At 35.6% G+C, this 23,479-nt stretch carries 14 protein-coding genes; 1 reads left to right on the top strand and 13 read right to left on the bottom strand.

The features are described 5' to 3' along the window. Window positions 1-12: 12 nt before the first annotated feature. The 13 genes from ACL9RH_RS20795 to ACL9RH_RS20735 all read right to left on the bottom strand — a co-directional run bounded on the left by ACL9RH_RS20795 (window position 13) and on the right by ACL9RH_RS20735 (window position 19,621). On the bottom strand, window positions 13-762 hold the full coding sequence (locus ACL9RH_RS20795; protein WP_422695250.1) for an isoprenyl transferase: 750 nt from the start codon (window positions 760-762) through the stop codon (window positions 13-15). A 1-nt stretch (window position 763) separates the two neighbouring features. Beyond that, entirely contained in the window at window positions 764-1,654 is an 891-nt protein-coding gene (locus tag ACL9RH_RS20790) for a DUF6089 family protein (protein WP_422695249.1), read from the bottom strand. A 213-nt stretch (window positions 1,655-1,867) separates the two neighbouring features. Further along, the gene (locus tag ACL9RH_RS20785) at window positions 1,868-4,366 is read right to left on the bottom strand and encodes a polysaccharide biosynthesis tyrosine autokinase (protein WP_422695248.1); all 2,499 of its coding nucleotides are present in this window, start codon (window positions 4,364-4,366) and stop codon (window positions 1,868-1,870) included. Window positions 4,367-4,368: 2 nt separating this feature from the next. After that, on the bottom strand, window positions 4,369-5,229 hold the full coding sequence (locus ACL9RH_RS20780) for a polysaccharide biosynthesis/export family protein (protein WP_422695247.1): 861 nt from the start codon (window positions 5,227-5,229) through the stop codon (window positions 4,369-4,371). Between the two features lie 35 nt (window positions 5,230-5,264). After that, window positions 5,265-6,383, bottom strand: a complete 1,119-nt coding sequence (locus ACL9RH_RS20775; protein ID WP_422695246.1) for a glycosyltransferase family 4 protein — start codon at window positions 6,381-6,383, stop codon at window positions 5,265-5,267. 111 nt (window positions 6,384-6,494) lie between these two features. Beyond that, window positions 6,495-7,496: a glycosyltransferase family 2 protein gene (locus ACL9RH_RS20770; protein ID WP_422695245.1), complete on the bottom strand. Its 1,002-nt coding sequence runs from the start codon at window positions 7,494-7,496 to the stop codon at window positions 6,495-6,497. A 3-nt stretch (window positions 7,497-7,499) separates the two neighbouring features. Then, window positions 7,500-8,570, bottom strand: coding sequence for a formimidoylglutamase (locus tag ACL9RH_RS20765; protein WP_422695244.1), 1,071 nt, complete (start codon window positions 8,568-8,570; stop codon window positions 7,500-7,502). 106 nt (window positions 8,571-8,676) lie between these two features. Continuing rightward, the gene (locus ACL9RH_RS20760) at window positions 8,677-10,137 is read right to left on the bottom strand and encodes a T9SS type A sorting domain-containing protein (RefSeq protein ID WP_422695243.1); all 1,461 of its coding nucleotides are present in this window, start codon (window positions 10,135-10,137) and stop codon (window positions 8,677-8,679) included. 196 nt (window positions 10,138-10,333) lie between these two features. Next, entirely contained in the window at window positions 10,334-10,708 is a 375-nt protein-coding gene (locus tag ACL9RH_RS20755) for a hypothetical protein (protein ID WP_309434149.1), read from the bottom strand. A gap of 319 nt (window positions 10,709-11,027) precedes the next feature. After that, window positions 11,028-13,607 (bottom strand): type I DNA topoisomerase, encoded by a 2,580-nt coding sequence (gene topA / locus ACL9RH_RS20750; RefSeq protein WP_422695242.1) that lies wholly within the window; start codon window positions 13,605-13,607, stop codon window positions 11,028-11,030. A 270-nt stretch (window positions 13,608-13,877) separates the two neighbouring features. After that, window positions 13,878-17,300: a T9SS type A sorting domain-containing protein gene (locus ACL9RH_RS20745; RefSeq protein ID WP_422695241.1), complete on the bottom strand. Its 3,423-nt coding sequence runs from the start codon at window positions 17,298-17,300 to the stop codon at window positions 13,878-13,880. A 172-nt stretch (window positions 17,301-17,472) separates the two neighbouring features. Then, window positions 17,473-18,612 (bottom strand): EpsG family protein, encoded by a 1,140-nt coding sequence (locus ACL9RH_RS20740; protein WP_422695240.1) that lies wholly within the window; start codon window positions 18,610-18,612, stop codon window positions 17,473-17,475. A 1-nt stretch (window position 18,613) separates the two neighbouring features. Further along, complete coding sequence (locus tag ACL9RH_RS20735; RefSeq protein ID WP_422695239.1) at window positions 18,614-19,621, bottom strand: hypothetical protein; 1,008 nt, start codon at window positions 19,619-19,621, stop codon at window positions 18,614-18,616. A 194-nt stretch (window positions 19,622-19,815) separates the two neighbouring features. On the opposite strand from ACL9RH_RS20735, the gene ACL9RH_RS20730 reads away from it, so the two are divergent. Continuing rightward, complete coding sequence (locus tag ACL9RH_RS20730; RefSeq protein ID WP_422695238.1) at window positions 19,816-23,469, top strand: MMPL family transporter; 3,654 nt, start codon at window positions 19,816-19,818, stop codon at window positions 23,467-23,469. Window positions 23,470-23,479: the final 10 nt, after the last annotated feature.

Genomic DNA, 23,479 nt, shown 5'->3' with positions numbered 1-23,479 from the left:
TTTTCTTTAAATTTATTGGCCTTGTATCTGCTCGCCGGTGAGTCCGTATCTTCTTTCTTTGTTTTGATAATCAACAATACATTGGAAGAAAATATCTTTAGTGAAATCCGGCCATAGAATATTTAAAAACTGTAATTCTGCATAAGCAATCTGCCAAAGAAGGAAGTTACTGATTCTAATCTCTCCACTGGTTCTGATCAACAGATCCACAGGAGGAAAATCTTTGGTGTAAAGGTAGTCTTCGAATAATTTTTCGTCAATATTTTCTACGTCTACTTTTCCTTCTTTTACATCGGAACTTATATTCTTTACGGCATTTAAAATTTCATTCTGAGAGCCGTAGCTTATTGCCAATACAAGGTTTCCTTTTGTGTTTTCTTTTGTAAGCTCTACCACACGTTCCAATTGTTCTCTTACTAAAGTGGGCAATTTTTCCAGATTTCCTATAACGTGCATCCTTAATCCTTTGCTGAAAATTTCTTCTGCTTCAAGCAGTAGAGTTTCTACAAGCAAATTCATAAGGGTATTCACTTCTTCTGTTGGACGGCTCCAATTTTCTGAAGAGAATGTATACAGTGTTAAATAGGGGATATGAATCTCATTACAGGCATTAATGGCATTTCTTACTGCATTAATGGCATTTTTGTGACCGAAACTTCTTTCTTCGCCACGAGATTTTGCCCATCTTCCATTACCATCCATAATGATGGCTACGTGTTTTGGTAAATTCTCAGAATTTATTTTTTCTTTAATCAACGACATATTATTCACAATAACATGGAGGTCTTCCGAACGAATATGTCAGGCCTAGACTGAAAGTATTCATCCAGTCATTAGATCTGTCATCTCCAATATTTCTCTTTTTAATAAACTCTTTTTCTCTTTCCTGAGATACTGCATAATAATTTCCTGACTGCAGTAAAGATCCACCTGTAGCGGGGTCTAAAATATCTGCATTAAAAGATGTTTTTACATCTTTGGAAAGAATTTTGCTGTGATCCAACTGATCCGTCAGGGTATATCTAAATGTTGCTTCTGCAAATATAGCCCACGAATGGTTGAATTTATATTTTAAACCTACACCAAAAGGGATATGCATGGTTATTTTTTTCCCTAATGAGTAGCTGGCAGTAGTATTAAAGTCCAATTCATTGATAGGAGCCATTGCTACCCCATCAGCATCCCTTCTAAAGTCATTGACTAAAGTAGCTTTGGGTGCATCAAACATTAAAGCACCAATACCTCCAAAAATGTAAGGGCTCAACATACTTATCTGCTCATTATTCACAGGGAAAAAGTTATATTCAAACATTAAGCTTGTCTCATATACATTGTTTTTCCCGTATGAGTTTCTATTTCTTCTATAGTCTTCTTTTGCCGCTTTATCACTAAACTGGACTTGGTTGTAGCCTACATCCAATCTAATGGTTTGGTGCGGATTAAAATTAAATCTGTATAACAATCCTCCATAAAATGGGATGCCCCAATCTGACACTCTGTTTAAATCCAACGGCTTCTGTAAAATATAATTTGTCCTTCCTACATCTCCCACTAGGTTACTCATACCTAGACGAACCCCCAATTCGTTTCTTTGTGCTTTAACACTTACCACTCCAAGGAAGGCAAGGAAGCTAAACAATAATTTTTTATTCATAAAAGAATATGGATTTATGGTTATTTTAAAATTTAATTTTTGCAAATATAAAACATTTTTATATTAATGATAATCTTAATGTTTAGTTAAAAATAAACAAAAAAACATAATTTGTTATAAAGTAAACGGCAAAGTGTCAAAAATATTCTTTTTTTCATACTATGAAAATACATGAAGTATGAAAAAACCCCCATTAAATGAGGGTTTAATGCTTTATTTTTTATTGAAGAATCTCTGAATTCTGTTTCTGACTCTGATCAATAGAGGCTCTTTATAATTTTTATCTTCATCAAAATAGCCATAGCCATATCCGTAACCATATCCGTAACCGTAGCCATAACCATATCCCTGTTTTGTATTGTAATCATTATAAATAAGTCCAAAATGACTGATTTCATCATTATGATATTTCTCTGTAATCATTTTCAGCATATACTTTTCTGTATACTCATGACGTACCACGTAGATGTTAGCATCCGAATGTTTCATAAGTTCATAAGAATCCGCTACTAAACCTACTGGTGGTGAATCTATAATAATGAAGTCATATTTCTCTTTCAACTCTTCGATGAATTTAATGTTTCTCTGGCTCATTAAAAGTTCTGAAGGGTTTGGCGGAATAGGTCCTGAAGTCGCCACATCAAGATTTGGGATTTTTGTTTTGTTGATAATCTGATCTATGTTTACTTCTCCTGTAAGATAGTTGGATATACCATATTTATTATCAATATTAAAATCTCCAAAGATCTTAGGTTTTCTAAGGTCCATTCCAAGAAGAATTGTTTTTTTATCACTTAATCCTATTACTGAAGCCAGGTTGATGGAAATATAGGTTTTCCCTTCTCCCCCAATGGATGATGTGATGAGGATTACTTTTCCTTTTTCATCTTCATTAGTCATCAAGAACCTCATATTGGCTCTTATTCCTCTGAATGCTTCTGATACGGATGATTTTGGCTGCTCCAACACCGTAAGCATATTTTCGTTACTGTTGTTTCCGATTACTCCAAGAAGAGGAATTTTGGTTGCGCTCAGTAATTCTTTGATGTTTCTGATCTTATTATCCAATACTTCTCCTATCAGAATAAATAATAACGGTAATAGAAGCATCCCTGAAATAATGGCTGTTTTTGCCAGTTTAACATTAGGACCAATAGGGCCTTGTCCTAAATTCTTCGCCGGGTCAATGACTGTAATATCAGATTTATTGGTTGCAACATTCATTTGGGTTTCGTTCTGTCTTCCCAATAGACTGTTGTAAGTAGCTTCAATCATATTATAGCCTCTTTCGGCGTCAAGATATCTTCTTTCCTTATCCGGGAATGTGGCCAGATCTGAATTGGCTGTTGCTACTTCATGATCAATTTTGCCGATCTCATCATTATATTTGGTATAATAGTTTCTCAAGCTGTTTGATGATCCCATTTTTGCCTCATTGATAAGTCTGTTGATCTCCTTCATCGGCTCTGAGCTAGGCTTATAGATGGAAGCCATTTCCTGTCTTTTAGCATACAAAGCTTTAAGTTCTGTAACAGTAGCTGTAAAAAAGCCATCTTCAAAACCAGCTGCATTGGTAGCGATCATTTTATCAAAATTCTGAGACTGCAGGGTATTTCTGATATTATTCAGCGAGCTTAGTTTGCTTAGGATATCCGCTTTTCTTGCTTCAAGATCCTTGATTTTATCTAAAGCTCTTTCGTCTCTGTTTTTGATATTATACAGTTTTTCTGATGTTTTTAAATAATTCAGAACGGCTGCACTGGAATCCAGTTTTTTACGGATATTATCAAGATTTCCTTGTAAATAAGCTTCTGTATTTTTGTTAACAGTATTCTTATCTTCAAGTCTTTTTTTCTGTAATTCATTTACCGATTTATTCAGGAAGTTTACCGTGTTGTTTAGGTTAAATCCTTTTTTGGTAATGATCATAATGGTAGAGATTTCTTTATCAAATTCTACTCCTATGGTTGAAACGATATCATTAACAGTTTGGTTTACAGAACCTAAACTGATAATAATATTGCTTAATTTAATATTAGTGGCTTCCGGGTTTGCTACGAGCTTAAATCTCAGATTGGGAGAAGTATACCACTCGTTAACCTTAATAATTTTGTTGGCAGGTCTGTGATAAGCATTAATATTCTGAAACCCTTCAACTTCGTAGCTATAAAGATTGGTAGACTGCCCTTCTTCCGGTAATACTACCTCATAAGAATTGTTTCCTTTCGGTAATAAAGTAATAGGATAATTGATCTGCTGAAGGTGCTTTTTATCAATTTCAAGAAAGATGGGTGAATCACTCTTATCCAAATAAGTAGATTTGATAACTCCTTTGGTAGAATAATTAACAAAAAGGTCTAGTTCTTTCACCAAAAATTCATTGTGAGACCTTGAAAGAAGCATTTTCTTCAGGTAGATTCCATCCTGATTTCCGCCCTGTCCCCAGATAAAGTTGATCGACTGGTTTGGGGTAAAATAGCTGGAAGTATTGTTGGAAATACTCAACGAGAGATTTGAGGCATATATGCTTTGTGCATAATATTTACTGTATACCCAAGAAATGGAATACCCAATAAACAGCATGAAAACAAACCAATACCAGTTCTTAAGTATTCTTCTTAAAAAATGCTCGATATCAAACAATGCAAACGTGCCAAACTTTTCTTTCTGAGCATCGTTTTTTGCTACTTGCGTGTCTTTTCCTGGAATCATGATTAAAGATTTTTAAGAAGTAAATAAATAGACAACGCTGTAGTAATTGCAGAAACTCCTGTAACCAGAGTCTGAATAGGGTCTTTTCCGAATCCGTTTAAGCTTTTCGCTCTTGTGTTCAGGTAAATCTCGTCTCCGTTTTGTACGTAATAGTAAGGAGAATTCATCAGATCTTCACGGGTAAGGTCTATTTTGGCTATTTTGATTCCTTCAGGAAGTTTTCTGTGGATAACAATCTCTTTTTTATCGATGGTTCTGTTCAGTCCTCCATTAATAGCTAATGCTTCGGTAATGGTAAGTGTATTTTTATGAGCAACTTTTTCACCGGAAAGGCCTGTAGTTTCAACATCTCCAAGGATATAGTAGGTAATACCGTCTGTATTCAGTCTTACTTCAGATTTACCTTCCTGGAAGTTTTCATTTACTTTTTCCTGTATTTCTTTTGTAACATCGTCCAGGGTTCTTCCTTCTGCCTTGATGTATCCTATTCCAAAAACGTTGATTTCACCATTGGTGTCAACTTTCAAGCCATTAAAATAGAAGTTGATATTTCCCCCTCTCATCCCAGCCGACGATCCTGCACCAGAAGCGGCTGTACTCATCACCCCATTAGAGCTTGACCCTCCAGAGGTGTTGTAAGATGAATAAAATTGTGCAGCATCTCCTTTGGGAGTTGTGACAATATTAAGGTTAAGGATATCATTTTTGGTAATCCTGTAGACGGGAATATTGTAGGGAACAAGACCCTCTTCGTTAATCACCAGGCTTTCACTTGGCTGCAAGTACCTTACATCCTTTGTTGTGATACATGAGGTAATTAAAAAAGGGAATATTAAAAATAAATACTTAAAGTTCTTCATCATATTTGAATATTGTTTACAAAAGTAATATTTAATTGTTAATTTTTGTTATTTCTTAATTTATATAGCAAATCTGGCAGATAAGCACCAGAAAAACCTAATGTAATAACTACCAATAATAATAAATTAATATCAATGTGTCTTAAATAATAGGCAATTCCTACAATCATCAGATAATAAAGGATGATATAAAAAGTAGACCTTCTATGAGTAAGGTCAAGTTTCAGCAATTTGTGATGGATGTGATTCTTATCCGCATCAAATGGAGATTTCTTATTATAAAGCCTTACTATAATAACATTCAGGGTATCTACAATCGGAAGAATAAGGATTGCTACTGCAACTACCGGTGCCGACTGTAAATGATATCTGGGTACATTCATCAATTTTTTATCAATAAAAATATCAATAAAACAAATAGAGGTAAAAGCCAGCAAAAAGCCCAACAGCATAGAACCCGTGTCTCCCATAAATATTTTATTAGTTCTGTAGTTTGAAAGGTTATAGTACAGAAAGGCCAATACCGTTCCTATAATGATTACGGAAAGTACAACCAAAGGGTAATTATATTCTCCCAAACGATAATAGCTGATCCCAAACAGAGCACTGCAAATTACAGAATATCCCCCTGCAAGACCATCTATCCCATCAATAAGGTTAAATGCATTGATCAGAATAATAAAGGTAACAATACTAAATACTACACTCACAAAATATCCCAGCTCATAGACTCCGAATATCCCAAAAAGACTCCTGATTCTTATATCTGAGCCGATCACAACGAGGGAAGATACCAGGATCTGAGCAACAAGCTTTTTATAAGCCCGCATCACAACAATGTCGTCCATTACTCCTACATACAGCAGAATAATAAGCGATGCAAATAAAAACTTATACAGATCAAAAAGTTCGTAGGCAAAAATAGACGTACATATTCCTATGGAGTAAAAAATAGCAATTCCTCCCAGATTGGGAATTTTTCTAAGGTGCGAACTTCTTATTCCAGGTTCATCCATAAGATTCTTTCTTCTTGAAATCTTTACGATGGTAGGAACGGAGAAAAAAGTAATTAAAAAGGAGAATACAAAACCTAAACCTATTTTTATATAGAAAATAGGTATCCCCGATGCGCTTAAGAACAATTCAAAATTTTTCATTCTTTTCTTATCCAGTACTTGTTCTCTTCAAAAAAAGACTGTGCAGCCATATAAAAGAACAGGCTCATCATCATTTTCTATTGGCCGAAACAATAGCACTTACATTTGTGTTTATATTAATTTTCTTATCAGTTTTTTCTGCCCCGCAAAAAATAAGAGATAAAAAATCTTTTTCTTCAAGGGCAAAGATAAAAGATAATTCTTACCAAAACGATTATACGTCAATATATCTTGAATTTTTATCTGTCTTTCTTTCATAAAAACAGCCAGCTCCTCAGACATTTTATAGAACAATTCTTCATTTTTCACAAAGGCTATATATGCCAGAAAGGAATATACTCCTTCAAAAATCTGAAAATTTTTCAGTTCTGCTTTTTTGTAGGAATATTGAGATTTCTCAAAACTGAGCTCAACGTCTTTTACGGCTTTAAGCATATCAAGACCTTTCTCTGTATGTGTTTTTGTGATAGAATCTGTACGTTCAAAGTATTGATAATGGAAATTCTGTGTCTGAGCAACAGCATCACATTCCAATAAAAGTTGGGGGATCAGTTGAATATCTTCAAAATGAACCCCTCTTTTAAACCTTTTATGATCAAAAAGTTCTTTCTTAAATAATTTGTTGCATGCGAAATAGCTTACATCAGAAAAAACAGAAAAAAGCTCATCAAGAGCAATTTTCTCAGGCATATTGGGAAGCTGAGTCAGTTTTTGAGTTACCTTTCCTTTTTCATCTACTTTCTGAATATTGCAGATTACCATTTTGGTCTGATACTTTTCTGCCAGAAGATACATTTCTTCAAACATAGTTTCTTGTACGTAGTCATCACTGTCTACAAAACCAATATAATCTCCGGTAGCATGGTCTATTCCAAAGTTACGGGCATCGCTCAAACCTCCGTTTTCTTTAGAAAAGGCTTTTATTTTCTCAGGATATTTCTGTTCAAAATGTTTGATAATTTCATCAGATTGGTCTTTGCTTCCATCATTCACTACAAGAATTTCGATATCCTGAAGGCTTTGGTTAACCAGAGAGTCCAGGCATTTTGTCAAATAATTTTCGACATTATAAACGGGAACAATGATGGAAACTTTTGAGGGAACGTTTGTCATACATTAAAATTTCGTCAATCTTGCATTCAACCAGCCTTTTTTCGCATCATCAAAATCTCGTCTTGAGCAGGGAATGCAATTATCTATATTTTCATCATCACCAAAATACCACAAATTACTGAAAGTATCACGCTTGAATGCATGTTGTCTGTCATCTATCAGAACATAAAACACTTCATAGTGTCTTTCTTTAGGATGTGATTGCTGGATATTAATTCCTTCAATCAAATACCAGAGCATTTGTGCAAGAAGCTGATGGTTTAACTGGTTTTCAGAATAAATATTATAATTAAAAATTCCTACAGATTTTAGATTTTCGCTCAGTCCTATTTCTTTCATGTAAGCACAGACTTCTCTCCTATTCAATCCGTTTACCTGTGGATTCATGGAAAAAGGTTCGCTAAAGCTTTCAATCGCATCACAATTTACAGTAACCAGTTCTGCTTTTCTGAAGAAAGGTTCTGTTTTTTCGGTAGAATTCATCATTTCAGCCAAACGGATGATATCAAATTCCACTTCTTTGATGAGCCTTACCGAATCCATTTCGTTTAAATGTTTCTGATATCCCAAGTGATGGTAATTTTTAATGGAGAAATTCTTCGCTCCAAAAATTTTACTTAAAAAAGTATGTTCATTGATGGTTTCTCCCTGTTGAAGAGAGATAATATTGCTGATTTGTGTATAGTTAATGCTTTTCTGATGAAAATTCAGTGCAGAAAAAAGGGAGAAAGCAAAATCATTGGAGCCACCAATAATCACCGGAAGGGCTCTTTTGTAATGACACGCAGAAAGAACTTCCTGCAAAATATAGTGAGTATCCTGAACCGATCTTCCTGATACCAAATCGCCTAGGTCTACAATGGGAATTTCAAAGTCCAGCTGCGAAAGCTTGTAAAATTCGGTTCTTACGGATGTGAAATCCTGTACTTCTGCATCTCCGCCAGCACCTCTGTAATCGGATATAAAAAGGAGCACAATACTGTCTTCTTTAATATCTTTTGTAATGCGGTTCCCTATCTGCCAGCTTTCTGACTTGAAATTTCTTGGTGAAATAATAAAGTCTTCAAAATCCATATTTTTATTTGAAATGTGATGATTGATTAATTACTTGATATAACAAACATACAAAAAAAGCCTTCCAGGAAGAAGACTTTTGGAAAGATATAGAGTTTTTTCTAAATTACTTTTTTGTAAACTTTGAAACAGATTTTCCTTTTTCAGATTGAAGACCAATAAAATACACCCCAGAATGTAAACTCGTCACATCAATTTTCCCTTCTGACAATTGAGCTTTCGAATGCATTATTTTTCTGCCATTCAGATCATAAATATCATAACTCAGTATTTTTTCATTGGATACGAAATTTAGAAAATCTTTAGCAGGATTTGGGTACAGCTTAGCACTCTTGAATTCTACTTCTGAAGTTTTCAGACTGTTTGTATTAAAGAAGTATTTACGGGCTGTCCCCACATATTGTGTTTGCCAGTTGTACCAAATTGAATAAACCCCGAATAATACGATAGAATTCCCATATAACTCAAATCCTTGACTATATACAGTCTTGTTAAGCATTTGTGGAGTAATAATTTTACCATTAAGGCCAAAAGAATTGTCCAAATCACCATTTTCATCCATCTTTAAAGCATAAGTATTGTACCAACCCGTTCCGGAGATCATAAATGTATTATCCGGCAGACGCACAACTTTTGAAGGAGTTGAATCTGACTGCACAGGAGTGACGCTTATTCCAGTATTCTTAAATGTGGTATCCAAAGTTCCGTTGGCATTCAGTCGATAGCTAATTAAGCCAAAACAATTATTTCCATTGCAAATACTTCCGGAAGTGAATCCTAAGATTTTTCCATTATCCAGAAACATCAAATGAGCGCTGCCATCTACATTCTGACCAACTGAATACAGGAAAGTGCCTGCTGTTCCAAAAGAAGTGTCAAAGCTTCCGTCAGACTGAAGTTTTGTAACAACAATTCTCTGATCACTTACCGCAACCATTTTTTGACCTACCATAAAGATTTCATTATTGTTCTTGACTACTACTTTTCGGTATCGATAAGTAAAGCCTAAAGCCAATGTTCCTCCGTTTCCGAAAGAAGAATCCTGAGTACCATCTGGTAAAAAGCGAACAAGGCTGTAGTCTGATCCTGAATTGGAAGTCGTATATTTCAGAAGGTAGATTCTCCCATTCTGATCGATATCCATATCAGCATAGGAGGCAGACTGAGTATAAGGAGTAAAGCTGCTTATAAAATTTCCGTTTTCATCTATTTTTTGTATTCCTCCAAATCCTATATCCATGATGATATAATTACCATCACCTGCAGGTTTTATACGCCCATAGTTTTTCTGAGAAAACAGTTTATATCCGGTTCCATTGGAAAACGAAGTATCTAAAACACCATTGGAAGTAAAACGGGCAATAAAATTAACCCCTACTGCTAGAACCTTTCCGTCAGGAAGTTGTGTTGTCGCTTGAATTTGCAGCCCTCCAGACATTTGGCTTCCATTATAAAAAGCAAAGTCGGTAGATCCATTGTTTAAGCCATAAGAGGTATCCAGCAGGTTTTCCTGGGCAAAGGTATTGAAAGTGATGAAAAGCCCTAAAATAGATAGAATTTTATACATAAACTCAATTTTAAAATGATGTTTCAGATATTATATTAGTTTTTAAGCCGTCAAAGTTAAAAATTTAATGATCAATCACACGATGAATACATATATTCTTCGCAATAGTTTTGTATTTCCAATAGCTTTATAAAAAACAAATCCGCCTCACAAAGTATGTAAGACGGACTTTTATTTTAATTCGTGTATTTGCCGATTAGCATTTTCCGAATGACTGGCTGATAATTGTAATTCCTCCTATAATGATTGTAACTCTGATTCCTGTTGGAATTCCCCAAGTTGTACATATAGACAAACATGCCTGACCAGCAGTTCCGTTTGGAATACTCAACGGGATGCTGAAACAGTATTTACCAAAACCTAATGGTAGGTTGATGCAAACTTTGTTGTTTTCAACGGTAATGGAGATACATTCTGCTGTTACAAGAAGATATCCTGCGCTTGCATTTGCAAGACTTAAGTCTGAATCTGCACCTGATGAACGACGGTTTGCCTGACTGTCTTCGTGAGATCTTTTTGCTGCTTCTAATGCGTGCGAAATTGCTTCTTCGCTAAATTTAAATTCTGCCATGATTTTTTTAGTTTTGTTTCTTACTCGTTTGGCTTTTCAGAATCCGCCTCGTTTTTAAAGTGGTTTCTGAGCTCCACCTTTTGTAATATTACGATGTAAAACTACAGAATTAAAACACTGTAAATCACAGTTTTAGTACTGAATTTTATATTTAGGTATTTATACTTAAAGCCAAGTGATAGCCGAGTACAGAGAACAATAAATCTCTTTAATGTGAATTTAATTAACGTTTAGCAGAATCATTTTCGTTTTTATTGTAATGATTGCCAATAAAAAAAGCACAGATTCAATCTGTGCTTTCTATTTTATAAAATGCTATTTACTTTTTTGCTGCAGGCTTCTTTGCAGCGGTAGTAGCTTTTTTAGTTGTTGTTGTTTTCTTTGCAGCGGTTGTCTTTTTGGCTGCAGGCTTTTTCTTCTCTGCAAAAGCCTTAGGATCCTGATCTGTGATCCATTTTTTAACCTCATCAAGAGAAATTTCTTTCAACTCTTCTCCTTCATATTTGGTATCATCGGCTTTCTTCGGGATTTTGAACATTGCTTTTCCAAATTTGATGAAAGGCCCCCATCTTCCGTTTTCGATGGAAATTTTTTCTTTTTCCCATTGTTGGATGTATCGGTTGGCTTCTTTTTCAAGTTTGGCGTCAATAAGTTCGTTGATATCACTCTGAGAAAGGTTTTCAAAGTCATATCTCTTCGGAACGTTTACAAAAATATCTTTGTATTTGATGAATGGTCCGAATCTTCCTGATCCTTTTGTTACAGGTTCTCCTTTGTACGTAGCAATTGGCGCATCAGCAATTTTCTTCTCATTGATAATTTCTTCAGCACGTTTCTGATCTACAGAAAGAGGATCTTCTCCTTTAGGAATACTGATATAGGTTTCTCCCCACTTCACATAAGGTCCGAATCTACCTACTCCTACGGAAACCGACTGTCCGTCAACTTCATTAAGATCAAAAGGCAATTTGAACAATTCTAAAGCTTCTTCAAAAGTAATGGTAGCAATGTTCTGCCCTGCCATTAATGATGCAAAGATCGGCTTTTCATCATCATCTGTTTCTCCTATCTGGATCATCGCTCCGAATCTTCCGATTCTGGCATGAACATTTTTACCAGTTTTTGGATCTACTCCTAAAAGTCTGTCTCCTGTTGCACGGTCTGCATTTTCTTCTACATCTTCAATTCTCGGGTGGAACTTTGAGTAGAAATTTGTCATCATTTCTTTCCATTTCTGATCTCCGCTTGCAATTTCGTCAAAGCTTTCTTCTACTCTTGCGGTGAAACCATAATCAAGGATTTCTCTGAAATTATCTGTAAGGAAGTCATTTACTACTTCCCCTATATCTGTAGGAACGAATTTATTTTTATCGCCTCCAAATTTTTCTTCAAGAACTACTTTTTTGATCTTATCTTTTACCAAAGACATTTTGATCACTTCACGGGTATGAGGTTCAATCTCACGTTTATCCACATATTCTCTGTTCTGAATAGTCTGAATAGTTGGTGCATAAGTAGATGGTCTACCAATTCCCAGCTCTTCCAGCTTTCTCACCAATCCGGCTTCCGTGTATCTTGCACTTGGTCTTGTGAATTTTTCAGTAGCTGTAATGGTTTTATAACTTAAAACTTCCCCAACTTTTACTTTTGGCAATAGTTTTTCGTTGTTTTCTTCATCATCCTCTTCGGTTTTTACGATCCCGTAAGCTTTAAGGAATCCATCGAATATGATCACTTCTCCCTGCGCTTCAAAATGATGTGGCAATGTAGCATTACCAATCTCAATGACTGTTTTCTCAATTTTAGCATTAGCCATCTGAGAAGCCAGTGTTCTTCTGTATATAAGCTGATAAAGTTTATTCAACTGTGCATCTCCTATACTTTTCACTCCGAAATCTGTTGGACGGATCGCTTCGTGAGCTTCCTGTGCCGATGCAGATTTTGTTGTATAATTTCTTGGAGCTGAGTATTCTGTTCCGTATTCTGAGATGATTTGTTTTTTAGCGCCTTCAATGGCTTCCTGAGAAAGGTTTACGGAGTCTGTTCTCATATAGGTAATAAACCCTTCTTCGTAAAGCCTTTGAGCCAAACGCATGGTGTTGGTTACATTATATCCTAATCTGGAAGACGCTTCCTGCTGCAATGTAGAGGTTGTAAAAGGCGCTGAAGCAGAACGTGTACCTGGTTTGGTTTCAACATTCAGAACTTTAAATTCTGTAGTTTTGGCCTGTTCAAGGAATTTTTCTGCATCCTGCTCTTTTTCGAAGTCTTTTTTAAGTTTGGCAGCAATTTCCTGCTCGGTTTTATTTAAGAAGATTCCGTCAAGTTTAAAGCTTGCTTTTGGTGTAAAATCACGGATTTCTTTTTCTCTTTCAACAATGAGTCGTACTGCAACAGATTGTACTCTTCCTGCGGAAAGTCCTGGTTTTACTTTCTTCCATAATACGGGAGACATTTCAAAACCTACAATTCTGTCCAGCACTCTTCTTGCCTGCTGAGCATTCACTAAGTTCTGATCTATATCTCTTGGATTGTCGATTGCTTTTAGAATGGCGTTTTTGGTAATCTCATGAAAAACAATTCTTTTTCTGTTTTCCGGCTTCAGTTTCAATTCATCTGCTAAGTGCCATGCAATAGCTTCTCCCTCGCGGTCTTCATCGGAAGCCAACCATACCATTTCTGCTTTCTTTACGGCAGCCTTCAGTTCGGTTACCAATTTCTTTTTGTCTGCTGAAACTTCGTAATCAGGACTGAATGTAGTAAGATCTATCCCCATTCCTTTTTTAGGCAAATCACGGATATGTCCGAAACTGGATTTCACTTCAAAATCCTTTCCTAAATATTTCTGAATAGTTTTTGCTTTGGCCGGGGACTCTACGATTACTAAATTTTTCGACATTCTAAAATTTTTGCAAAAGTAAAGCTTTTTTATTATATACTTTTTGTTAAACGTTTTTAATTTAATAATCAAACGAGATTACATCTGCTTACAACTCCTGTTATATAAGGAACCAACCCCTTTGTAATGTAGCTTTTAGCCAATTATATGATGATATTTATAGAATGATATAGAATTTTTCATCAACCATAATAGATGCAGGAAATATGCTATCTTATAAAAAAGCCGAATAAGACTTCTTATCCGGCTTTTAGCAACGACTTTTATGGTTTATTTTTTTAAAATTTTCACAATCGCTTCAGAATTATTTATTCTTATAACATACATTCCTGCACTTAAGGAGGAAAGCTCTGTCTGGTTGTTGATAAATCTTCCAGATTTTACAAGTTGCCCCAGAACATTAAAAATTTGAAAATTGTAATCTTTATTTTCAGTAGCTCGGATGTAGAGAATATCAGAAAAAGGACTCGGATACAGAGTTATTTCGTTTTTACTCACTTTAGATTTCACATTTTCTTTGATCAATTGAGGGCGACTAGACGTTGTCAAAATTGATAGTGCCGGGCCTTCTTCATTACCATTGGCGTCATACTTTATCTTCACACATCTACATCCCGTTCCGAAGTAAGGATCATTGTTATCGTGAAATACTATTATTCTATTGGTATTAGAAGCCGCATCAAAAAGCATATTAATAGGTCTTCCAATATAATTTGAATTTAACGCAGCCGTCCATACGGCAGGATACTGAAAATTGAGCACATTAAATGTTCCCTGTGCATTCTGATTGCCCGTTACACTTCTGAACCCCCTTGAGCCGGAATCGGGGTAATTTCCTATAGAATATGCTGAATTATTAAAGATATATCCTACTGTAGCATTGGCAGAATTTCTCACTCTTGTTCCTAAAAAATCAGTAGCAATACTGTATGATGTTGCTATATTTTTATCTTTCTTATACCATGGTGTCTGTCCGAAATCAGCTCCTGAAACCAGAGCTGCGCTTGTAAGATCCGGAACTCTCCAGCCTTCCGGGCAAGGATCAAAAGGAGATTTCTTCCCTCCTCTTCCCCATCGGTCTAAAGCAAGATTGGGTTCTTCCGCCAGCCAATCTGTTCCATTGGTATAATTGGGGGTTGTACTGTTAAAAGAAGAAAATGTACTAGGGATCATATACACCAAAGGATTTTTAACGGAATAGGATAGAATTTTAGAGATCTTGTCTATTGTTTTATCATTGCTCAAAACGTTGGATGCCGCAGCATAGGTATTGTAAGGTATAATATAACTCCCCGGCAAAGTATTGTATGCAGAAGAAGTTAATGTAACATAAGACACAGCTCCATTAGCGGCAGTATTTCCGAGAAACATGTTGAACGAGCTTCTGTCATCTACATTCTGAAAGGTAGGAATAGGGTCTTTTCTTCCCCATTGATAGTGCAAGCCTCCAGAAGCCCGTATTTTTGAAAGTTCATCTACTGTAGGAGCCAGAGGATTGGCAACATTCGGAAAAACATCTAATGCTCCAAGATCTCTATCCATAAATGTAGTCTGTAACAAAACATCTGCCTTAGGAACATAGTTCACATAATTTACGGCTGCAGATACCGGAAGCTCTGTAGTATAGGTATAAGATCCTATCGACGAATCTGTCACCCAAATATGCCAGCTCCAATATATAGGAGAAGATATACTTTCATTATGTAATGTTACCACTGCATTTCCACTTTGGTTGGGAGCAATTTCTACGGATATCCTGGAACTGCTGATATCCTGAAGAGATAAAGGAGACGGATTCAGTACTGAAATTTTACTGATAAGGTTTACATTTGTTGTCCAAAGGACATTCGCTTTTAAATTATTAAAACTGGAAGGGTTTAATATATCTGTATTATTTAACAACTGGCTTTGTACAGAAAATGCCTTACTGGTTGGAATTTCAATGGTGGTAGCTGTTCCGCTTTTAACGATCTGATAAGTATTCGGATTATTGAAACCTTCTTTGTATTCGGTGACTGCCGGCAAATACTCTGTGGGAAAATCATAATCATTAATCGTGTATAGTGGATCTTTTATACATCTGCAGCCGTTGGCATCTGAAGTATACATCCCGGACATAGGAAAGTAGTAATAACGTCCTTTAATGTTAGGGTAATTAGCATCCGGGATATCAGGTTGTCCTTTATCAGGAATCATGGAAAGTCCTCTTACCGTAACAGCGGGAGAAGTATCAAACAGCCGGGCCAAGGTAGCCGTCCATAATGCAATATGATGCTGATCACTATACTGCCCTAAATGAGCACCTCTTATAAGCTGTCCATTTCCGGGAAAGATTCCCATATTATAACCCCCGATTGACGAAAGATCAAAACCAAGATTAGGATAAATTCTAAACCCTGTCATAAAAGAAGGAATTCCAGTGTCAGTAGGTTTTATAATATGATATTTATTGGTTTCAAAAACATTCCTCGCCATGTTTGTTTTAACCCCGAAAGGCGAAAAGTCTATTCTTATATCATCTACATACGAGGGAGAAGCCAGATTGGCAACAAGCATAGAAGGAATTCGCCATCCATTTGGGCAGGGATCATAAGGAGATTTGTCTCTATAAGGTTTTGCTTTATCGTCGGTATTGTAAACGGTCTCTACCTTTCCTTGTGCATTATCTGACCAAAGATTCAACTCGGAAAGTCTGTTATTGGGTAATGTTAACGATTTACCAAACCAATTCACAGGTAGATTGACATTATTGTTATAATAAGCCTGCCCAGAATTATCATCTTTATTAACATAAATAAGACTCAAAGGATTTTTCACAGAAAGCCTGATATTATTAGTAACCTCCGCAGCGGAAAGCAGAACAAATTTCCTGAGATCATCAATACTTACAGCATTGGTCATATTTTTTGCTCCTCTATGTCTTACTCTTCCTATAGTTCCTGAAGCTTCATAAAAATCGTTTCCTCGGGTGACTAAGGGCGGAATAGGATCTTTGCGTCCCCACTGATAAAGAAGGCCAATACTTCTATTCCAATCTGCTGAAGTGATAGATGCTGAAAGTGCTCCAAGATTTCTATCCATCCATTTCCAGTCTGAATCCGGAATGACTTCTATGGTACCATCCGATCTCATTCTTTTGATGTTGCTAAAACTTTTATAAGAAACTCCATTGGTAGGATCATCCGTCACCCAGATGTGCCAACTCCAATAGATTTCTCCATCTACCCGTAAAGCAATGACTGCGTTTCCTTTTTTTGCTTTATTAATAGGAACTTTTATCTTCGCATCCTGTCCGGTTCCTTGCATTTCCAGACTGTAATTTGCTCCAGATCTGATAAGCCCATGAGTATCTTCCCAGAGCACATCTGCCGTTACCGCGCCAGCCGGGATACCATTTCCGTTGAGGAATCCTCCTCCTTCCCACATAGCATACGCTTTTCTTACAGGAACCCATAAACCGCTGCTATTTTGGTTTGGATCGAAAATATAACTATTAGGGGCTTTTTTCCAATCTACAAGAACGAGATTGGTATGGACAATTTTGCTCAGAGAGTCTTTCTGGTTGTGATTGAACTCTTCGTTGATACATTCCACTGAGGGAAATTTCTCTTTCAATAAGATGTTACTTTTAAAACAAATTCCCGTCAACACTAGGCATAAAAATACCGCAATTTTTTCAACTAACTGTCTCATTTTTTGTGGTTTTGGGTGTTTCCACATCAACAACAACTTTTAAGCCCTTCTCAATTAAATCAAATGGGTGTTTAAAGCGCAAAAGCATTAGATTTTCATCCAAATAAGACAAAAATCCTATAAAAAAGACAGCCTAAAAAAGCTATACTGAAATTTATTCAAAAGAATACACTTATGGAAGAATATGATTTTTATAACGTTCTATCGAAAATCTTCCCGCATTGATATTATTAAACAATCCAAAGACAATAAAGTTAAAGACAAACAGGGAAATAATAAATGCATAAATCATGTTTCTGGTTCTGTCTGCAACAACATACATCGCATTAGGAATAATGATATAAGAGAAACCGATAAAAGCTCCTGCAAGTCTTGACGAGAATATCGGGTTATTTCTGAAAATAAAGTACAAACAAACTCCTATAACAGCGTAATTTCTGTGGTACTCGTAGTAGGGATAAAACTCTTTCATCTTATTGTCAAAAACAAAAAGGAAAAAGGTAAGAATAGCCATCATTACTTCCGGAATTCCTATTCCTCCGTTTAATCGCTGCACACTTTCATTCATATATCCGTTGAACCCTTCAACAAGTGAACTATCGGCTACCATCCCATCCAGGAAGCTACCAAAAACCCTATAGATTTCAAATGGAGACAGGAAAACAGAACCTATGATCATGATCAGCATAATCGTTTTGTTCAGAGGAACCCGGGCCAGCCAGTACATGGGTAAAAAAAGATAACATACACTATGAATTCCTGATCCTATGAAAATGAAAAAGAGATAATGCCAGAATTTCCGTTCTTTTATATACCGTATCGCAAAATACACAATAAATGTTCCTAAGTTCTGTCTTATCTGCCCACTTTCACCAATGAAAAAGTTGGGAATAAACATAAACAGGGTAAAGGTAAAAGGATAAAAGGTATTATCTTCGGTATATTCTACTTTAAAGATCATGGCAAAGATAGCAATGACGAGCGTCACCATATAAAAAGGTGCATCAAAGACATTGAGCAGTATCTTATTGATTAAAGTATACAGCCACTCCACATCAAGATACTCCGTACCTTCCATATGAAGCATCTTCATAAAAATCGTGTAATAGCTTTTGGTATCAGAATAAATGTAAATTCCTTTATAACTTCCGTAATCCGGACCTACGTCATCCCTCAATCCTACGATAATAATGAAATATACGGCCAAAAACCAAAACCACTTTTTATCTACTTTTTTGCCAAAAACCTCCTGAATACTGAAAAACAGCATATAGACAATCGCAATTAGATAATATGGGTGTAATAAACTCATGCTAAATCTCTGATGTATTTTTAAACTGATGACAGGCTATGATAATTCCTGTAAGAATTAAAGGCAAGAACAGTCTTGCTTCCCAAAAAAGCCCCACTAAGGTAATCATTAGAAGGTATGGTATGGAAAAAAAAAGATATTTTCTAAAAACATCTCGGTTCTCCTCATCCACACAAAGCCTGTATATAAAATAGATCACCACAACAGCAAAGAGAAGCCCCGCCAGGTTGAATGGGCTGGAAAAGTTTCTATTGATATAAAAACCTTCCACAAAAGTAGTTTCTTCCTGCTTAAGCAAAACCCTTAATCCCAAATAAGGAACAATAAAGGCAATCACCAGAGGTATTATTTTCCATACGACCTGAAATTTTCCTTTCTTAAAATCATTAAAACTGAAAAATACCGCAGCGAAGAATGCAATATTAATACACGCGGTTTCTCTTACCAAAGTAGAAGCTGCTATAAGAACCACTAAAGAGTAAAGAAATATATTTTTTTGAGTATGTAAATATTTGAGTGTAAAAAGAACACCTGTAAGATAGCAAAACAGAGCTATAGTATCACAGTTGGTGGGAGCATATTGCGTAATCACAATAAAGAAAATGCTTAAAAGATGAATAACTCTCCTAGCATTAAGATTCAAAATAAAACCTGAGGCTTTACATTTAAATATGGCGTTAAGAACTAAGGAACACAAAATAAAGAACACACTGTTCATAAGAAAAAGCCCATGATAAAATGGAGTTCCGTTCTTGGAAAGAAAATCTTTAAAAAAAGAAAAAGGACCGTTGATCAGGTGATACATAATCTCCGTCATCTGTACGCTAAGGTAATTGGGAATCACTCTGTAAGCGTATACAGACGTGAACAAAAAGTCCGGGGTTTTCTCCGATGTCTTTAATCTGGTATAAGAAGATTCAAAACCATAATAAGACATTGCAAACAGCAGAAGCGGAAGTACTATTACAAATAGAAATCCGTTTATTTTTTCATCATTTCTTTTCAACATATCTAAAACAGATTCTTATTTTCTTAATAATAATTGTGGTTTAAAATACATTTCGTTAAAGGGGAACTTTTGCAAAAGTAGAGTTTTTTTTCATTCTGCCTAGAATATTTTATTGATTTTCAGCCAAAACTTATCGCCTAACTATTTTGAACTAATTCTTAAAAATTTAAATTTGCAGACTTGATTTAAATGCAATGCATCGCTTTTTTATATTTTTATATTATCTGATTTCCAAAAACAAAATCCTTTCTGTATTTACAGCATTGGGAATTGCTGCCGTATGTATTTTCTTTGCTTCGAAGATCAATTTTGAAGAGGATATCAATCAGATTATTCCTAAAAATGAAAAATCGGATCTTACGGCGAAAGTGCTTAAACAGCTCAATTTCTCGGATAAGATCATCGTTATCATAGAAAATAAATCGCGCGAAGACAGTTATCAGCTTTCCGAAACGGCGGATACTTTTCTGCAGAAAATAGAACCTCTAAAAAAATACATTGGCTCTGTTCAGGGAAAAGTAAATGATAATGAAATCTCGGAAACGTTTGATTTTGTCAGCCAGAATCTACCACTATTCCTCAACCCAAACGATTATAAGGAGATTGAGAGAAAGCTCCAGAAAGACAGTATTGCCAAACAAGTAGAGAGTAACTACATTTCCCTGGTATCTCCTACTAGTCTGGTGACTAAGGAATTCATCAAAAAAGATCCTCTTGGACTTACCTTCATGGGAATCAAAAAACTGAATGCACTCAACATCAGCAAAGATTTCAAACTGGAAGACAGCTACATCGTTACAAAAGACGGAAAAAACCTTTTACTTTTCATCGATCCAAAAAATAAAAGTAACGACACCAAAGCCAACGAAGCTTTTGTAGATCAACTCAATACGATAAAAGACAATATTAATAAACAGTTTAAAGGAAAAACGGAGATCAGTTATTTCGGTTCTCCGGTAATTGCCGTTGCCAATGCTAAACAGATCAAAAAAGATATTCAAAATACAGTTGTTATCTCTATGACGGTTCTTTTGATACTTCTTATCTATTATTTCCGAAATTTCTTCACTCCTGTTATTGTTTTCCTTCCCACAGTTTTCTCCGTATTGCTGGCTTTATTGATTTTATACTTTATTAAAGATAAGATCTCTGCTATTTCATTAAGTGTGGGAGCCATTCTTATCGGTATTACCATAGACTATGCCCTGCATATTCTTACCCATTACAAGCATAACAACAATATTGAAGAACTTTACAAAGAAATCACACAACCGATTGTTTTAAGTAGTGCCACTACAGCAGTTTCGTTTCTATGTCTGGTTTTTGTACGTTCCGAAGCTTTAAAAGATCTGGGACTTTTTGCCGCTATTACAGTTATCCTGTCTTCAGTTACAGCTTTGATTATTGTTCCCCAACTTTATACTCCCAAAGAAAAAGGAGAACACATAAATACCAATTTCATTGATACAATAGGATCATATCCTTACGAAAAAAACAAACCCCTGATTATCGGATGTTCTATTATCATTCTTGCCTGTCTGTTTGGATTTCGACATGTGGGTTTCAATGAAGATATCGGTGATCTGAATTATATTCCCAAAGAAATGAAGATCAGTGAAGCCAAATTACAGAAGCTTTCTGATATTACTTCAAAATCGATCTATACTATTTCTTATGGAAATTCTGAGGAAGAAGCTTTGTCCAGAAACTCACAATTGAGTAGCTTTCTCGAAAAAGAGAAACAGGAAGGTAAAATTTTAAGTTATAACTCTATCGGCAGTATTGTTCTTTCAGAAAAAGATCAGCAGAAGAAAATAGAGGAATGGAAGAATTTCTGGGACAATCAGAAAAAAAGCCAGACGATGTACGAGCTTGTGAGCAACGGCAGCAAATTTGGTTTCAATGGTTCCGCATTTGATAACTTTAATGATATTTTAAATAAAAACTACACTTCATTAAGCCTGAAAGACTATCAAAAGGTAAAAGCCCTTCAGATTTCTGAATTCCTCAGCAATGAAAATGGTTTCTATACCGTATCAAATGTCGTGAAAGTAGACGAAAACAAAAGAGATACCTTCATCAAAGATATTGAAAAGAAGCACGATGCTCTGGCGATTGACCGACAGCAGATGAACGAAAACTTTTTAGGTCTTCTGAAAAGAGATTTCAACACGCTGATTAATTATTCTCTTCTGGCTATTATTTTAACCATTATTGTCTTCTTCAGAAACTTTGAATTGACGGTTCTTACCATGTTTCCCATTGTTTTAACGGGAGTTGTAACGGCCGGAATTCTTTATTTTCTGGGATTGGAATTGAATATTTTCAGTACTGTAGTTTGTACATTGGTTTTCGGAGTTGGGGACGATTTCAGTATCTTCCTTACGCAAGCCATGCAAAAGGAACATACAACAGGGAAAAATGAACTTCCTACCTACAGGACGTCTATAATTCTAGCTGTATTCACAACCATTCTTTCCATTGGATCTCTGATCTTTGCGAAACATCCTGCGCTCCATTCTCTAGCCTTAGTTGCTTTAATTGGAATGTTCTCCGTTATCATTATTACCTCTACGCTTTACCCGTTTTGGTTCAGATTACTGATTACCAACCGCGCCAAAAAAGGACTTTCTCCTATTACGTTCAGACTTTTTGTACAGGCTATATTTTCATTCCTCTATTATGGATTGGGCGGATTAATATTTTCTGCTTTTGGAAGTATTTTTGTGAAGAAATCTCAGGGAGGAACTCTCAATATTATTAAGCTGATTCTTGCTAAGTTCCTAACCTCCGTATTGTACACCAATCCTTTTGTGAAGAAAAGGGTGATTAAAAATCCGGCCGAAGACTTTAGTAAACCTGCTGTTATCATTGCCAATCACACTTCTTTCCTTGATACCTTGGCTATTGCTATGGCTACTCATAAAATCATCTATCTGGTTAATGATTGGGTATATGACTCTCCTATTTTTGGAAAATTGGTAAGAGCGCTTGGCTTTTATCCGGTTTCACAGGGAATTGAAAACGGAATGGATCAACTGAAAGAGAAAATTGCACAGGGATATTCTCTGGTAGTTTTTCCGGAAGCGGAGCGTTCTTATACTAATGATGTAAAAAGATTCCATAAAGGGGCCTTCTATATTGCAGAACAATTTGATCTGGATGTACTTCCTATATATATTCATGGAAATTCTGAAGTATTACCTAAAGGAGATTTTATCATTTACAACGGAAGCATTACAGTAAAAGTAGGTAACAGAATCAGTAAAGATGATCTTAGTTTTGGAAAGAACTATTCTGAAAGGACTAAAAAGATCAATGCCTACTTCAGAGAAGAATTTGCTAAACTCAGAGAAGAGTTGGAGGATGAAAATTATTTTAAAAACAAATTATTCCTCAGCGTCCTATATAAAGACAGCGATGTTGTACAGGAAGTTAAAAATGATTTCAACACCAATAAGTCGGTGTATTTCGAACTCAACAAGCACATCCCAGCGGATGCCAATATTCTTCACATTGCAGATGACTATGGACAAAAAGATGTTTTGCTCACTTTATACCAAGCCGGCAGAAAGATTTTTTCATGGATAAAAGATGACGAAAAGAGAGCAGCCGCCGCACACAGCTATCTGGTAAAAAGGAGAAAAATTCATTATATAAAAGACCTTTCTGAAGTGAACAAAAAGATTGATGTTCTTTTGGTTTCAGATGACAACTTTACTCTCAATAACCTTCAGAGCCTTCCAGAAACCATTATTTTTATAAATACTAAAAATGCAGGGCTGGATCATGAAAATTATACATTAAATTGGAGTTCAGAATCACTTAAAATATTTAAAACTCCATAATAAATATGAA

This window comes from Chryseobacterium sp. Mn2064 (genome assembly GCF_049319685.1).
Classification (GTDB): Bacteria; Bacteroidota; Bacteroidia; order Flavobacteriales; family Weeksellaceae; genus Chryseobacterium.
Note: the sequence above shows the minus strand (reverse complement) of the source record. Positions and strands in the feature narration are given on the sequence as shown.

Excerpts from the sequence above, each read along its gene's own strand:
- ACL9RH_RS20780 (WP_422695247.1), bottom strand. The coding sequence starts at position 5,229 with ATGATGAAGAACTTTAAGTATTTATTTTTAATATTCCCTTTTTTAATT.
- ACL9RH_RS20760 (WP_422695243.1), bottom strand. The coding sequence starts at position 10,137 with ATGTATAAAATTCTATCTATTTTAGGGCTTTTCATCACTTTCAATACC.
- ACL9RH_RS20765 (WP_422695244.1), bottom strand. The coding sequence starts at position 8,570 with ATGGATTTTGAAGACTTTATTATTTCACCAAGAAATTTCAAGTCAGAA.
- topA (WP_422695242.1), bottom strand. The coding sequence starts at position 13,607 with ATGTCGAAAAATTTAGTAATCGTAGAGTCCCCGGCCAAAGCAAAAACT.
- ACL9RH_RS20740 (WP_422695240.1), bottom strand. The coding sequence starts at position 18,612 with ATGAGTTTATTACACCCATATTATCTAATTGCGATTGTCTATATGCTG.
- ACL9RH_RS20790 (WP_422695249.1), bottom strand. The coding sequence starts at position 1,654 with ATGAATAAAAAATTATTGTTTAGCTTCCTTGCCTTCCTTGGAGTGGTA.
- ACL9RH_RS20730 (WP_422695238.1), top strand. The coding sequence starts at position 19,816 with ATGCATCGCTTTTTTATATTTTTATATTATCTGATTTCCAAAAACAAA.
- ACL9RH_RS20785 (WP_422695248.1), bottom strand. The coding sequence starts at position 4,366 with ATGATTCCAGGAAAAGACACGCAAGTAGCAAAAAACGATGCTCAGAAA.
- ACL9RH_RS20745 (WP_422695241.1), bottom strand. The coding sequence starts at position 17,300 with ATGAGACAGTTAGTTGAAAAAATTGCGGTATTTTTATGCCTAGTGTTG.
- ACL9RH_RS20735 (WP_422695239.1), bottom strand. The coding sequence starts at position 19,621 with ATGTTGAAAAGAAATGATGAAAAAATAAACGGATTTCTATTTGTAATA.
- ACL9RH_RS20755 (WP_309434149.1), bottom strand. The coding sequence starts at position 10,708 with ATGGCAGAATTTAAATTTAGCGAAGAAGCAATTTCGCACGCATTAGAA.
- ACL9RH_RS20775 (WP_422695246.1), bottom strand. The coding sequence starts at position 6,383 with ATGAAAAATTTTGAATTGTTCTTAAGCGCATCGGGGATACCTATTTTC.
- ACL9RH_RS20795 (WP_422695250.1), bottom strand. The coding sequence starts at position 762 with ATGTCGTTGATTAAAGAAAAAATAAATTCTGAGAATTTACCAAAACAC.
- ACL9RH_RS20770 (WP_422695245.1), bottom strand. The coding sequence starts at position 7,496 with ATGACAAACGTTCCCTCAAAAGTTTCCATCATTGTTCCCGTTTATAAT.